Below are 15,003 nucleotides of genomic sequence, written 5' to 3' on the forward strand. Positions count from 1 at the left end.
GACTCAGCTTGACTATTTAAATTAAGTTGTATTTTCTACGTATCCTTATTATAAAAGGTAATTATTGCTTAGCTTTTAATTTTTCGCATATTAAAAATATAGCAAATCCAATTATGGAGGGGACTACCCACCATAACTCATATCCGGCTAATGGAACTGATTGTAGCACTTTTTCTGCACCTCGTATATGGATGTTAAATCCTGCTAGCAGATAGATCGTAGAAAATAGGGTAGTTCCTGCTAAAGCTCCTATATAGGGTAATCTGGCCTTTATAAAACGTCCAAAAATCAACACATAAAGTACAAGGGTAATGACAATCGGGTAGATGAATGCTAAAAAAGGATAGGCAATCTGAATAATATATTCTACTCCTGTAATGGCAAGTACTGCTGAAAAAAGACAACAAATAATAACAATCCACTCGTAGGTAATTCGATTATTAAACAACTGACTGAAAAATGTACCGACAGCACAGGTCAATGCAATAGCAGTTGTTAAACAAGCTAATGCTATACTGATCGAAATGGCTAATACGCCATAAGTCCCAAATATTTTATTTGAAATAAACAGGAGTAATTCGGCACGTTTCACATCAGTAGATACGGGATATCCAGATTTAGCTCCTAAAAATATTAAACCACCATATATCAATAGTAGACAAAAGGTGGCAAGACATCCTGCACTCGCGACGATTCTACTTTTATCTTTACGTTTTTCATATCCTTTGGCTTTAGCGGCTGCGATAATGATACTACTAAAAATGACAGAAGCCAACACATCCAATGTTTGGTATCCTTCTATGAAACCAAGCTTAAAGGCCTGCATGGATTCCATCTGTTGTGCGATATTCGGTGATAACGGAAACAAAATTCCCATGATGATCATACCGATCAATAAAATCAAAAGTAACGGTGTCAGAAAATTTCCAATGACATTCACGACTTTGGAAGGGCGGATAGAAAGGATAAAAGTAACCGCAAAAAATAGTATTGAACCCCAGATGGGAGATAGGTTTGGAAATGCAGGCAATAAACCTACTTCAAAAGTAGTTGCGGCTGTTCTCGGAATGGCAATTAATGGTCCTATACCCAACATGATGATAATACCCAGTATAGTGGCTATATGAGGATGAGTTCGATTACCTAAATCTTTGAATGATTCACCTGAATTGATGATTGATAAAACGCCTAATAGAGGAAGTAAAATACCTGTGAGCCCAAAACCTACTATTGCCCAATCCCATTGATCCGCCGCATGGAGCCCTATAAAAGGAGGTAGCAGTAAGTTTCCAGCTCCAAAAAACATAGCAAATAAGGCGAATCCTAGTGTCGTAATATCTTTGATTTGTTTCATCAATAGTTAATTATGTCCTTTCAAATAGGTCTGAGCTTCTTATCAACACAAGAGTGTTCATAGTCTGCACGTTGTAGATCTTTGAAATGTAAATAGTATTATCGAACGGCAAATATAGTAGGACTTCCCAATTAAACAAGAAATAAGTAGCGCTGTTTTTAAATAGCTTATTTATATTGGTGACTAGGTTGGGGAAATCAAATGCAGTGTAAGCAATATGCTTGCAGTAGTTTGAACGTCTGTGTTGCTGCGTAAAATGATCAGATCTAAGATTTTTTTTATCTTTCCTAAGTTATGCTGAAATCAATTGATCTCAAAAAATAGATCGAATACCACGGAGATATCATACATCTTACTAAAAATAAGAAAGCATCTTGATTTGTATCAAGATGCTTCGTGCGATTATAAAATTGACTTTTTACGTCTATTTAATAAACTGTTTTATTTTCAATTTGAAAGTCACATCTCTACCCGCAGTAACAAGTTCATTTGCTTTGAAGATGATGACTTCATTTGGATTTTCAGATAATGATGTTCCTTTATACAATAATACATACCGATCAGCAGTAGGATATACAGCATGTGTTGGAGCACCTGCATACACCATCCATGTTGGACCTGTTACTGGTACGTTCATGCTTGTGGCATCTAATCCTAATGATGTTGCTTCTTTAAAATCAAGTTCTTTTAAGTTCGCGATTTTGATATCTTCAATAGCTTTTCCTTTTAAATCAAAATATCCAAATTTATAAGCTGTTGTACTTGGCTTAAGCGTAGTACCGGAAGTCCCTGAGAAATTTATTAGACTTGTTTCGACAGTTTCAGTGCTTTTATCATTTAATAAATCATAAAATACTGTTTTCCCCGAAGCAACAGCAACAGTACCCGTTTTTACTTCTTTTTCTTTGAGAATATTAATATCATGCGATTCCGATTTTAATTGGTATCGTGCATTTCCATCTTTGGCTGTTACTTTATCTGCTTGCATAATGATGACTTCAGTTTGTGCACCACTTGTGATGTCTGCTTTTTTGTAGAATACAATATAACGATCTGCAGTCGGGTATACAGCATGATTATTTTTATAGTCATAAATAATCCAAGTTGGACCGTTTGCCGGTTCTCCTGCAGTGGATGCATCTATAGTTAAAAAATTAGTTTCTTTAACATCCAATTGGTTAAAGTCTGCTGTATTGGTCAACTTAATATCTTTGATACTCGTATTTTTCAAGTCAAAATATCCCATTTGATAACCTTGGTTTCCCAAATCTAAACGAGACCCGTACATGCCTGAAAGTTTAAAAGTATAGGAGCTTTCTGTCGCATCTTCTTGTTTCTTTAAGTCGTAAAATATAGTTTTACCACTTGGTACAGCAACATTAAGTCCTTCAGTTTTGAAAACTTCTTCTTCTTTTGGCTCTTCAACTTTATCTTTTTACAAGCTGTAAATTGAAAAGAGGTCAGTGCAATAGCACTAACACACAGGATAGTTTTTAATTTATGTGATGATTTCATGATTACACGGATTTAAGATTACGAGACAACTGCTTTTGAATTAAAGGTATTGGTAAAGGCATCAAATGTCGCTAATGCAGCATCGATAGCTTCTTGCTCGTCATTTTCGGCAACTTCTGCATTGATTATTGCAGTAAACTCCGCCCATTTTTCCATTGATTGGTCACCATAACCATTAAAAAAGTTAAATCCCGAAGTGATACCTCTATGTTGAAGCATTTTGACAATATGTGGCCCGCCCATGATAGATCCCTCTAGTACATAAAGAGCACCGATAGCTTGGTTTTTTGTGCTGATCGTCGGTAACACAACTTCAGGTAAGTTTTCTAAACTACCACCTAGTTCAATGATATCTTTGGCAACATGTGATGCATTTCTGCGTGTGGCATAGTAAGACGCTAAGCTTGTTGGTAATGCCGCTTCAATGTTTCCTTCTGCAGCATTGAAATAAGCATAGAAATATTTCAATACGTCTGCATAATCTAAGTTATTTTCAATAGCCTTCAATTTAAAAATAACATTTTTTTCTAATTCTTGATGGCCATTTTTTGTGGCTTCTTTGATTTTTAAGTTTAACATGATATTTGCTTATTAATTTTATAAATTACTCGTTTTTAAATTTTTTGTTCCGTCTTCTTGTATAAAATATCGGAAAGTAAAGTAGGGGGCAGGCCAGTAAAGGTCAGTAATCGGCGTAAAATTGTGAATACCCTGATATACACTGATCATTTGCAGCTTAACATATTTCCCATTACTTAAACGGATGACATAGGTGCGGTCAGGCATGGCTTGTACCAAATGACGCTGTATATTATAATCATACCAGCCTGATGACTCGGCATCCATAATAATACCGAATGCATTTATCTTTGAGTTTTCAAATTCAATATCCTCAGGAGCTGAATCGACCTGGTCATATGGCTTTTTAATCAGTACAATGCGGTGTCTTGATGGATTTCCGTAAGCGGGATTATTTTCCATCGTTCCATCATTAATAAAAAGTGTTCCATTGTATTGTCCTGTAAAGGCAAGATCCCAATCTGTTTTTGCAAAGTTCGTGACCGAATCGGTATGATTTTTTAACCAGGTCTGGTTTTGATCTGAAAACCGAAATAGGAAGGTATAAAAGTCTCTTGTTTCTTTGGGGTTTCCGCCACCAACACCAGCTCCAACATAAGCATTTACATCACCAGCAAGATCTTTTATGATCGTACTTTTTCCGTCGGCTAAGATGTCTGGCTCAATGTTGGGTTTAAAACATGAAGTAAACACTGTTGCTATGCAACTATAAAAGAGTATTTTTATGGATAATTTCATCTTTTTACTTTATTAATCTGTAGGATAGGCCAAAGGATACACTTCGACCAATTTGGCCTGGAATTAAATAATTAATATAGTTTCCGAGGTTTTCTCCAGTCACCCGGACAGTTAGAGGAAGTTTGTCAAACTTTTTTTCAATAGTTGCATTATAGAGAATATGCTGATTGACAAATGTGTCAAAACGATCAATAAAATGATTGCCATTTGCATCTGAAAATGCATACTTCCCTCTGTAGTTAGCGCGTGCATTTATTGTCAGATTCCAAGGAGCTTGATAAATTGCACCTACGTTGAATTGATGTCTTGATCTGTTTTCTAAGCCCCAGTAGTCTTTTGATGTTGGTTTAAACGTCTCACCGGTCTTTGGATCTCTTAAGGTATTAAATGGCCAATTCCCTTGCTCTATACTGTCAATAACACTCATATCTTTGGCAATCAGATATTGATAACCTGCATTGATTGTGATTTTTTCTAATACCCGAGTAGAAAGAGATATGTCAAATCCTTTATTGACTGACTTTGGTAAATTTTGATACGAATAAATCGCCATGTTTTGCATACCTGTGGCAACCTGTATACTATTGATTTGATTTTTAAGCTGATGACGAAATACATTGACTTCTACTGTTGTATTCGTTAACGGCTTCCAGGTCAAACCTGCATTGATTGAGGTGTTGTGCTCGGCTTTTAAATTACCATCAAGTTGATTGATGATGTAATTGCGACGTTCAGAAATTTGTCCTGCGGCATCCATTTCATCCAGAGTACTGTTTAAAACTTCATTGCCGATAACGTAGTAATTGGCAGCAGGGTTGTAAAACACCTGATAACGGGTCTTGAAGTCAGGAGCTTTAAATCCTGTTCCTATACCTGTTTTCAAAGCAAGCTGAGGCAGTAATTGATAGGTCACACCTAAACTTGGGTTTAATCGTCCTCCGTAATTGTCTGTCTGATCATAGCGCAATCCTGCAACAACAGTGGTTTTTTCTCCGATTGTTTTATTCGCTTGGGAATATAAAAAGAAGTTCTTCTGATTTTTGTTGTCAAAATTCTCATCAAGATCCATAGCTTCTATAGCGCCACCTAGTCCCATAGTCACATTTAAGCCTTCTGACTGATAAGCAAATTGTTGTTCCAGACGATGGACCATCTGTGTGAAATTGTCTGAGGCCAAATTGGCATTGTTTTGTTGTGCTGTTACTTTATTATCGGATTGATAATGCGATACGTAATAGGTAGAAAGCGATTTCCAGCGCTCATTCCAACGGCTATCGTAGAACAATGAAGCATTGATGTCAGTTTCTTTTTGTTGATCTAGCGTGCTGAAATCTTGTCCGTAACCACGGTGCATATCGGATTGGCGATAGTTATAACGCCCTGAAGCGCCAATAAAATGCTGATTATCTTTCAATTGATGTCTTACTTTTCCCTGGATGGAAAAAGTTTGGTAGGGTGGGACCGTGGTTCCGCTTGACTGAAATTTTTTGTTTGTATTAAAACCATCCGTACGGTAGTAATTCGTAGAGAGTAAAGCTGTTCCTCTATTTTTATTAAAGGAAGTCTCGCCTTCTAAGGTTGCATCCAATACGTTGAAGCTTCCATAGTTAATATTTGCATGCATTTGAGGAGTTACTTTACCTAAACGGGTGATGATATTGATCGCTCCTCCCAGTGCATCACTCCCATAAAGACAAGAAGAAGCTCCTTTGATAATCTCTATACGTTCTATATTTGTTACCGAAATACGTGATAAGTCAAAGTTACCGGAACTTCTGCCAAGCATAGGCTGTCCGTCAATAAGGATCATGACGTATTCACTAGAGAATCCCTGCAGCTGCACACCTACAGAACGGTTACCACCAGCGGTATTGTTAACAATGGCAATACCTGTCTGTTCTTTTAACACTTCGTCCAAACGTCTACTCCCCATAAGTTCAATTGCCTTCCTGTCGATAATAATAACCGGCATGGCAGAGTTCTTAGGATCAATTAATGTTGGACGGTTTTGAATCTCTTGCGTCACCAATGCTTCATCTAAAACTTGATTCGATTTATGAAGCTGGAAGAGATGTAGCTGCTTATCTTTTGCGATCAACTCAATAGAGCCAGTTAAGGTTTCATATCCAATTGCACTTAAAGTATAAGTATATGTTCCGGCATATAATTTTTTGACAATGAAATTTCCACGATTATCTGTTTTTGTCGTAGATCGGTCTGGTTCGATTAAAATACTAACATCTGCCAACGGTCTTTGTAATTCATCCACAATAAGCCCCTGAAATTGCGCATTCTGTTGTGCAAGCACTGAATTACTTTTCCCGATCAGAAAAAGAAAACTAAATAGCAGGCATAGATAGTGTGTTGTCTTCAAAGTTATTTGTAATAATTCTAAATAATAATGCAAGTATCTCCATAAAATGCCAAAGTTTATTTATGCATTGTGTATTTTGATTTGTGCAAAGCGTATTAATTTTTGTGCAATATGATATTATTTAAATGACATAATGATCCCTGCTGTTTAGTTAATTTATTGCTTATCAGTGTATTTAGGTGATTTATATCTACTCTTGTGTATTAGTGTAAGCGTATTGCAAACAGAACCCTTTATTTGTAATTAGTTTAAATAAGCCCATTTTTGTTCTTCATAAATGAACAAATTATATGAAGAAAATATTAAATAATTTTGCGCTTATCATCATTTTATGGTTTAGCTATACAGTAGCTATAGCACAAGGCAACACGCCAAAAAGAATTGTTTCCTTAAGTGGAAGTTTGACGGAAATTGTTGATGCATTAGGGCTAGGTGCTAATCTAGTGGCTGTTGATGTGACAAGCGATTATCCAAGTTATGTGAAAGAGATTCCCAAAGTGAGCAAAAACAGATCAATTACGGCTGAAGGAATTGCTTCATTTCGTCCAGATATTGTACTAGGTTTTGAAGGAGAGGTCAGTGCGGCTGTATTGGCGCAATTTAAGACCTTGAATATTTCATGTGTTTTGTTTAAACAAGAATTTTCTGAGGCTGGATTAACAGGATTGGTTCGCAAAGTAGGACAAGCTCTAAATGTTACTACAAAAGGAAATCAGGTCGCAGATCAATTATCGAAAGATCTAAAGTCTGCAATTGCGAAGGGGAAATCGAGTAAAGCAACTAAAATGATGTTTGTATATGCACGTGGGGCAGGAGCAATGAGTGTATCTGGTTCAGGAACTGCTGTTGATGCGGTAATCAAGTTAGCCGGTGCTCAAAATGTGATGAAAGGTTTTACGGGATACAAAACATATAACACAGAAGCCTTAGTTCAGGCCAATCCGGAAGTTATTTTGTTATTTGATTTTGGGATGTCCAGTTTAGGAGGAAAAGAAGCTATTTTGAAATTACCAGGTGTTAATTTAACTACAGCAGGTAAAAATAAAAGAGTAATTGCTATGGATGCATCCTTGTTAAATGGTTTCAGTATGCGTTTACCACAGGCGATACAGCAGTTGCACGAAAAATTATTTGGAAAATAGTGCTGTAATGAAAAATACCTTAATTTACACGCTACTCAGCATATTACTTATTATCGTAGTCATATTTTCATTAGGGATGGGATCGATTTCGGTTTCTTTTTGGGAGGTTTGTTCTATACTATTACATAAAACAGGTATTAGGACTTCATCTGGTATTGATGAGCTGACTGTCAATATTCTGGAGCAAATACGATTGCCTAGAATTTTGATGGGAATTGCAGTTGGTGCAGCTTTAGGCATCAGTGGAGCAGCTATACAAGGTATATTTCGAAATCCATTAGCTGAACCGGGATTAATGGGAATTTCTTCCGGAGCTTCTTTTTTTGCTGCACTCGTTATCTCTTTCGAAGGCTTATTACTTCCTTTAATTTCTGCAAGCCTGGGTTATTACGTTCTGGCATTTTCCGCATTTTTAGGTGCGACATTGACAGTGCTTATTGTTTATCGGATTTCCATGAATAATGGGAAATCACATATTGCGACGATGCTCTTGGCCGGTGTTGCTATGAATGCATTTGCGGGAGCCTTAACAGGATTATTGAGTTATTTGGCAACTGAACAACAATTACGGTCCATCACGTTTTGGTCATTGGGTAGTTTGGCGGGAGCATCATGGGAAAATATTAAGGTACTATATCCTTGTGTTTTGGTTTCTTTGGTTATTCTACCTCTTTTTGCCAAACAATTGAACGTTTTTGCTTTAGGAGAGTCTCAAGCCGAAATGATGGGGGTCAATACAAGCCGTTTGAAGATTGTTGTTATTTTATTTTCAACTTTAGCAGTGGGTGCCGCAGTGGCATTTTCTGGTGTGATCAGTTTTGTTGGTTTGTTGGTGCCACATGCTATCCGATTGATCGGTGGTGTTGATAATCGCTATGTGTTGATTGCTTCAAGTATAGCTGGTGCTTTGGTCCTCACACTTGCTGATCTATTGTCGCGAATGATCATACAGCCATTGGAACTTCCGATCGGGGTTATTACTGCTCTATTAGGTACTCCAGTTTTCTTATTTATCCTGATTAGAGACAAGAATAAAATCTAGTTTATGCTACAAGTACAATCACTATCATACGAAATTAAAGGACGTCCTATTTTAAGGGATATTGATATCTCTATTCAAAAAGGCGAATTTTACGCAATTGTAGGGGCAAATGGAGCCGGAAAAACATCGTTGTTGCGTATGTTGGCGTCCGATCTAAAGCCTGCTAAAGGATCGATATGGTTTAAAGGAAAACCGCTCCGTTCTTATTCATTGAAGGAACTGGCTTGTGCAAGAGCTTTTCTGCATCAGTCCAATAGTATGTCCATGGCCTTTACGGTTGAAGAAGTCGTGCGCATGGGGCGCTATCATTTGAAATCTTCTCAGGAGCAACATGAACTGGCTATAGCTGAGTGCATGCGTATCTGTGAAGTCGAACATCTGGGCGATAGAAAAATACAGCAACTGTCGGGAGGCGAGCAGCAACGTGTTCATTTTGCACGGGTATTGGCACAGGTGTGGGATCAGAAGGAGGTTTTGCTATTATTAGATGAACCCGTGGCAAGTATGGATATTCAATTTCAACATCAAACATTAGCCATTGCGAAAGCTTTGACCGCTGTCGGATTTAGTGTTGTTGCCATTCTACATGAATTGAATCTTGTCGCACAGTATGCAGATCGTGTATTGATGCTTAAATCGGGACGGAAATGGTGGGAGGGAACTCCGATGGAAGTGCTCAAGCCTGAAAATATATATGCTATATTTGGTGTACAAACAAAAGTGAGTACGGATATGGCTACGCTGACACCGTCAGTACATATCTGTACAGTACACTATTCGGCACCAAAATTTAATTCAAATTATAAATATGAATTGGCTATGGAATTAAAAGAAAAATACGAAAATTATAAGAGGGAGCATCCTAAGGCAAGGATTTACGACTGTGCAAAAGCATTGAATGTAAGTGAAGCACAGCTTCTATTGACACAGTTATCCGATGATGTGGTGTTACTTAAAGATGATATTTGGGCTATTCTGCAAGAATTGCCCCGTCTTGGTCACGTAATGGCTCTGACACGTAACGACGCATGTGTTCATGAAAGAAAAGGTACATATCCCACGCCTTCCAATGAGGGACATGTCGTCCTATTTCATAATGAGGATATTGACCTACGTGTTTTTATCCAGAATTGGGCCTATGCATTTGCTGTAAAGGTCAATGATCTTTGGAGTATCCAGTTCTTTGATACAGCTGGGTTGGCTGTCCATAAAGTTTATTTGACCAAGGACTCTAATCCGCTTCCGGTGTATGAAGAACTCGTAAATGCGCATCGTGCCACAGAACAAACCTATTTTACAATCAATATTCCTGCAATATTGAGCGACATCTCCATCCCAGATTCGGAGATGGATATCGATAGTTTTCAATCAGATTGGTTAAATATGAAGGATAGTCATGAATTTTTTGGTATCCTACGAAAATACAGTTTACAGCGGACACAAGCGTTACGTTTAGCTCCAGCAGGCTTTGCAGAGCAACTGCCATTGGACCGATTCACGGAGATCTTAAATCAGGCTTCTGAACAGCAAGTTGCGGTAATGGTTTTTGTGAGTAACAAAGGCTGCATTCAAATACATTCGGGGTTAATATCGAGACTTGTAACGATGGATAACTGGTTTAATGTATTGGATCCGCAATTTAATCTGCATCTTAACATGGATGCTATCGATCAAATCTGGCTGGTAAGAAAACCTTCTACGGATGGTATTGTTCATGCACTTGAAGTCTACGACAAGCAGGGAAATCTTATTGTTCAATTTTTTGGAAAGCGAAAACCGGGTGTTCCTGAACTGGAATCTTGGCGTGCGTTGTTGCAGGGTGAAAAGGTCTAAAAGTAAATTAACGGCTTATTTCTGAAGGGAGTAAGCCGTAATATTTTTTAAATGCATGTGTAAAACTAGCCTGATGTTTAAAACCCACAATCGTACTCACCTCATACATGTTTTTGTTTTCATTTAAAATTAGACGCTTTGCTTCTTCCATACGGATACGGGTGATGTAATTGTATATGGTCGTCCCGAAATGTTGTTTAAAGCCATTACGAAGTTTAAATTCATTTAATAGTACTAATTTTGATAATTGCTTGTGTGTCGGTGGATTAACAAAACTATTCCGAAGGATACGTTGTGCTTCTTCCAATTTTTGGACGTCTTCTATCTTTAAAAGATCTGTTAGCTTATCACTGATAAAACTGAATTGCTCAAATTGCAGCATGATTAGTTCCAGTACACGTGCATTGACGAATATCTGTTTCAATTCGTTTTTATTTGTCGTGGTACGGATACTATCAATGATTCCCTTCATTTCTGTGGTAACAAAAAGATCTTCTTCGACAATGGAGATTACTTTTTTTTCCTTCATCTTCTCTTTGAACTCCAAATGTAGCGGCGTATGTATGCTGATCATATTCTGATAGAGTTCTGGCGTCATAATGACCATAAAATATAGAAAGTCCTGGTTGTTCTCAATGGGGTGCTCTTCATACAGCGATGGAATGTAACGAATATTGTGCTTACTGAAAGTAAATCCATGGGCAGATTCCGATTTGCTGAGTATAAATTGACTCACTACAGCTTCGCCCTCTATCTCGGAAATAATATCGACCGGTGCTGATACACGCATATCTGCACAGAGTATAAATAGACCTCTGCTGAGGATCTGATACGTGCTGATATTGATCGGACTTTTATTGATCGCAATATGCTTTTCGGATAAAATGGTATTGATGGAACTGATTTCAGGAAGTTCTTCCCAAAATAGCCATTCATTATGTTGTTTTATCTTTGCCTTTATAATCATACCTAATTACAAATATACATTATTTATAATAAATCTAAATAATTAAATTGTATGATACCCCGAGGTGATAGCATATACATCTAATGTAAAAGTAGTGTGTGATATATCGAATTGGAGCTTTATCAATATTGCTGTGCTAATTAGATGGAGGTAGTTTCATATGTTCTAAGTCTTGTCAAAGTATATTTTTAAGATCTATAGCCTATTGCTATTTATGATTTGATAAAACTCAATGTGAATACTATCTTTGGTTATGCACAAGCTCAGAATTACGAACATCATTCCTCGTGAAAATCATAATGTAACCATAAATTTTGAACCAGTATCAGGGGAGTTTACAACTTATAAGGCTGGTCAATTTTTGACTTTATCTTTTGAATTTGGTAACAGAGAGGTGAGAAGGTCGTATTCTTTCAATAGTTCGCCAGATGTTGATGAACCTTTAAGCATCACCGTAAAACGAGTTGAGAATGGGGAGATTTCCCGTTTTTTGCATCATAAAATTAAACAGGGAGATATCGTGAATGCTCTAGAGCCACAGGGACTATTTACGTATGAGCCTATTAGTGATAAAGAACGGACAGTATTTTTATTTGCTGCAGGTATAGGCATTACACCGTTGTTTTCCATTATGAAAACTGCACTGGTTCGGGAACTTAAGTCTAAAATTGTCTTGATATATAGCAATAGTTCTCCTGAGGTAACGCCTTTCAAAGAAGAACTGCATGAATGGGCGGTAAAATATCCAGATCGTCTTGAGATTATATGGATTTACTCCAACAGTAAAAATCTCATGACAGCACGTTTGAACAGAGATTATATTCTTTCAATTTTGAAAAGTCATTTGCCAATTGACCATCAGGATGTTCTGTTTTACACTTGTGGTCCGGTCATCTATATGGATCTGTGTCGTTTCACTTTACTGGGTATGGGCTTTGAAGAGTCTCAAATCAAGCGTGAGACTTTTTTGCTTCCTGAAAATGAAGAGGACGATGATGATGAATCGGAAAAAGAGATTGATAAAAGCACCTATTCGATTACGTTAAATTTTCAAGGTGAGTGTTATCAGTTGGATATCCCCTATAATAAATCTATTCTGGATGTCGGTTTAGAACATAAAATTAAGCTCCCGTATTCCTGTAAGTCGGGTATGTGCAGTACTTGTATATCAAACTGTTCTCATGGGAAAGTCCGTATGACTTATAATGAAGTGTTGACTGATCGAGAGGTTGAAAGTGGACGTATATTGCTGTGTACGGGACATCCTGTTGAAGCGGATACGGTTATAGATGTATTTTAATATCAATTTTTTCTATATAGTCATATTGTCAGCGATTATATGGATCCTTTATTGGTATTTCAATCTGCAGGCGTATTATCCTAGGTTGGATGATGATGTATTAGTATCAGTTTTATATTGATCAATCTGTATGTTATAAATCAATCGTTTGATCTCATTTATTTTACATTATTTTCAGTAGATTTGATTCAAACCAAATGAATCAAAATAATGAGAAATTTACTTTGGAAGCCTTCTATTGCTTATCAAGAGGAGTCTTCTTTACACCAGTTTAAAGAATTTGTATCTCAGAAACGGCAGCTCAGCATAGACTCCTATCCTATACTATGGGATTGGTCTGTTTCTCATCTAGATGAGTTCTGGGAAGATGTAGCCTTATTTTTTAATGTCATTTTTCATCATCCTTATCAACGGGTTTTTGGGGCATCTGCACAAGGTTTTATCGGTTCGAAATGGTTTGAAGGTGCGACGTTAAATTATGCGGAGCATATTTTCCGTCAAGCTACCATAGATCGTTCAGCTCTTTTGTTTCAAGAGGAAAATAAACCCGCTCAGGAGATTTCATGGAAGGAACTGGAGGTCATGGTTCGATCTATCCAAGAGTACCTGTTAGGGAAGGGAATACAGCCAGGTGATCGCGTCGTGGCTGTGCTGAAAAATAGCCCGGCTTCTGTCGCTCTTTTTTTAGCTGTAAATAGTATAGGTGCGATATGGTCATGTTGTTCTCCAGATTTTGGAGCAACCAGTATATCCGAGCGATTTGCTCAAGTGGCTCCAAAACTTCTGTTTGCAGAGGCAGCTTATACCTATAACGGCAAACTGTTTGATCTGAAAGATTCAATGATCGATTTAGCATCGAATCTCGAGAGTTTAGTAGGGGATGTCATTTTTGTAGGGGAGCAAATATGGCAAACTATCTTATCACAAGATACGGGATTGCCACTGCGTTTTAAGGCTGTTCCATTTGATCATCCGATCTGGATTTTATATTCTTCGGGTACTACTGGTAAACCTAAGGCGATCACGCATAGTTGTGGCGGTATTTTACTGGAACATCTCAAAGCTTTGGCTCTTCACCAGAATGTGCAAGCGGGAGAACGATTTATTTGGTATGCAACTACTGGTTGGATGATGTGGAACTATGCACTTTCTTCTTTATTGGTTGGTGCTACACTGTGTATTTACGAAGGCTCATTGGTCTACCCTGAAAAATTATCTTTTTGGAATTTTACTGATGAGCATGAGATTGATCATGTGGGTGCGGGTGCGGCTTATTATATCGCGAATCAGCAATTTGATTTGATAAAATCGCGTTATCAACCTAAAACTATAGGTTCGACAGGGTCTCCTTTACCCCCACAGACTTTTTGTTGGTTGCAGCAGCAATTTCCGCAAGCACAGATTATTTCGTTAAGTGGTGGTACTGATGTATGCAGTGCTTTTTTGTCTGGAAATCCGTTGTTACCTGTGTATGCTGGTGAAATACAGTGTTTAACTTTAGGGTCGAAGATTGAAGCTTATAATGAAAATGGAGAATCGGTAAAAAATGAGGTGGGCGAACTGGTTATTACGTTGCCTATGCCTTCCATGCCCATATATTTTTGGAATGATGTCGATAATGAGAAGTATCTAGCTAGTTATTTTGATAAATATCCGGGTGTTTGGTGCCATGGTGATTGGATCAAGTTTACCGAGCACGATGGTATTGTCGTTTATGGACGTTCTGATGCGACATTGAATCGGGGTGGAGTGCGAATTGGCACTGCAGAAATCTATAATATAGTGAACACTTTTTCGGAAGTGGCAGACAGCTTAATTATTTGTCTTGATCATGAAGATGGAACGTCTACGATGCCACTGTATGTCCAGATGCGGGATGGGATTTTGCTGACTGACGAACTTAAAGCTGCTATCAAATTAAAGTTGAGAAAGAGTTATAGTCCGCGCCATGTACCTGATGATATTGTGTCAGTGCCAGCGATACCTTATACGCTAAGTGGAAAAAAATTAGAGATTCCTGTGAAAAAAATTATGATGGGAGCTCCGCTAGAAAAGGCTGTAAGTGTAGCTGTATTGAAAGATCCTAAGTCTTTGGATTTTTGGCTTAATTCACTTTAGTTGAGGTATTTGTTTGTTTCGTAGTAAATGATTACTATATC

General features: G+C 37.6%; 11 protein-coding genes. 5 read left to right on the top strand and 6 right to left on the bottom strand.

Annotated elements, in window-relative coordinates; translation table 11 throughout:
• Nucleotides 1–61: 61 nt before the first annotated feature.
• From brnQ to MUB18_RS12915, 5 genes are all read right to left on the bottom strand, one after another.
• A complete protein-coding gene (gene brnQ / locus MUB18_RS12895; protein ID WP_248753341.1) occupies nt 62–1,354 on the bottom strand; it encodes a branched-chain amino acid transport system II carrier protein in 1,293 nt (430 codons plus the stop codon).
• Nucleotides 1,355–1,778: 424 nt separating this feature from the next.
• Nucleotides 1,779–2,642: a hypothetical protein gene (locus MUB18_RS12900; RefSeq protein ID WP_248753342.1), complete on the bottom strand. Its 864-nt coding sequence runs from the start codon at nt 2,640–2,642 to the stop codon at nt 1,779–1,781.
• A gap of 245 nt (nt 2,643–2,887) precedes the next feature.
• Nucleotides 2,888–3,448, bottom strand: coding sequence for a biliverdin-producing heme oxygenase (locus tag MUB18_RS12905; protein ID WP_248753343.1), 561 nt, complete (start codon nt 3,446–3,448; stop codon nt 2,888–2,890).
• An 18-nt stretch (nt 3,449–3,466) separates the two neighbouring features.
• On the bottom strand, nt 3,467–4,186 hold the full coding sequence (locus MUB18_RS12910) for an HmuY family protein (protein WP_248753344.1): 720 nt from the start codon (nt 4,184–4,186) through the stop codon (nt 3,467–3,469).
• 4 nt (nt 4,187–4,190) lie between these two features.
• Nucleotides 4,191–6,560 (bottom strand): TonB-dependent receptor, encoded by a 2,370-nt coding sequence (locus MUB18_RS12915; protein WP_248753345.1) that lies wholly within the window; start codon nt 6,558–6,560, stop codon nt 4,191–4,193.
• 290 nt (nt 6,561–6,850) lie between these two features.
• Between MUB18_RS12915 and MUB18_RS12920 the strand changes: the two genes are divergently transcribed.
• Genes MUB18_RS12920 through MUB18_RS12930 form a run of 3 tightly spaced genes read left to right on the top strand, consistent with a single transcriptional unit; the run spans nt 6,851 to nt 10,577 of the window.
• Complete coding sequence (locus tag MUB18_RS12920) at nt 6,851–7,702, top strand: hemin ABC transporter substrate-binding protein (RefSeq protein WP_248753346.1); 852 nt, start codon at nt 6,851–6,853, stop codon at nt 7,700–7,702.
• A gap of 7 nt (nt 7,703–7,709) precedes the next feature.
• Entirely contained in the window at nt 7,710–8,744 is a 1,035-nt protein-coding gene (locus MUB18_RS12925) for a FecCD family ABC transporter permease (protein ID WP_248753347.1), read from the top strand.
• Between the two features lie 3 nt (nt 8,745–8,747).
• Nucleotides 8,748–10,577 (top strand): heme ABC transporter ATP-binding protein, encoded by a 1,830-nt coding sequence (locus tag MUB18_RS12930; protein ID WP_248753348.1) that lies wholly within the window; start codon nt 8,748–8,750, stop codon nt 10,575–10,577.
• Nucleotides 10,578–10,584: 7 nt separating this feature from the next.
• On the opposite strand, the gene MUB18_RS12935 is transcribed toward MUB18_RS12930, so the two are convergent.
• Nucleotides 10,585–11,544, bottom strand: a complete 960-nt coding sequence (locus MUB18_RS12935) for a helix-turn-helix transcriptional regulator (RefSeq protein WP_248753349.1) — start codon at nt 11,542–11,544, stop codon at nt 10,585–10,587.
• A 253-nt stretch (nt 11,545–11,797) separates the two neighbouring features.
• Here MUB18_RS12935 and MUB18_RS12940 point away from each other — a divergent pair, with 253 nt between their 5' ends.
• A complete protein-coding gene (locus MUB18_RS12940) occupies nt 11,798–12,844 on the top strand; it encodes a ferredoxin--NADP reductase (RefSeq protein WP_248753350.1) in 1,047 nt (348 codons plus the stop codon).
• A 210-nt stretch (nt 12,845–13,054) separates the two neighbouring features.
• Nucleotides 13,055–14,962: an acetoacetate--CoA ligase gene (locus MUB18_RS12945; protein ID WP_248753351.1), complete on the top strand. Its 1,908-nt coding sequence runs from the start codon at nt 13,055–13,057 to the stop codon at nt 14,960–14,962.
• The last annotated feature ends 41 nt before the right edge of the window (nt 14,963–15,003 follow it).

The organism is Sphingobacterium sp. PCS056 (assembly GCF_023273895.1).
Lineage (GTDB): Bacteria > Bacteroidota > Bacteroidia > Sphingobacteriales > Sphingobacteriaceae > Sphingobacterium.

Excerpts from the sequence above, each read along its gene's own strand:
- brnQ (WP_248753341.1), bottom strand. The coding sequence starts at position 1,354 with ATGAAACAAATCAAAGATATTACGACACTAGGATTCGCCTTATTTGCT.
- MUB18_RS12900 (WP_248753342.1), bottom strand. The coding sequence starts at position 2,642 with ATGTACGGGTCTCGTTTAGATTTGGGAAACCAAGGTTATCAAATGGGA.
- MUB18_RS12905 (WP_248753343.1), bottom strand. The coding sequence starts at position 3,448 with ATGTTAAACTTAAAAATCAAAGAAGCCACAAAAAATGGCCATCAAGAA.
- MUB18_RS12910 (WP_248753344.1), bottom strand. The coding sequence starts at position 4,186 with ATGAAATTATCCATAAAAATACTCTTTTATAGTTGCATAGCAACAGTG.
- MUB18_RS12920 (WP_248753346.1), top strand. The coding sequence starts at position 6,851 with ATGAAGAAAATATTAAATAATTTTGCGCTTATCATCATTTTATGGTTT.
- MUB18_RS12925 (WP_248753347.1), top strand. The coding sequence starts at position 7,710 with ATGAAAAATACCTTAATTTACACGCTACTCAGCATATTACTTATTATC.
- MUB18_RS12930 (WP_248753348.1), top strand. The coding sequence starts at position 8,748 with ATGCTACAAGTACAATCACTATCATACGAAATTAAAGGACGTCCTATT.
- MUB18_RS12935 (WP_248753349.1), bottom strand. The coding sequence starts at position 11,544 with ATGATTATAAAGGCAAAGATAAAACAACATAATGAATGGCTATTTTGG.
- MUB18_RS12940 (WP_248753350.1), top strand. The coding sequence starts at position 11,798 with ATGCACAAGCTCAGAATTACGAACATCATTCCTCGTGAAAATCATAAT.
- MUB18_RS12945 (WP_248753351.1), top strand. The coding sequence starts at position 13,055 with ATGAGAAATTTACTTTGGAAGCCTTCTATTGCTTATCAAGAGGAGTCT.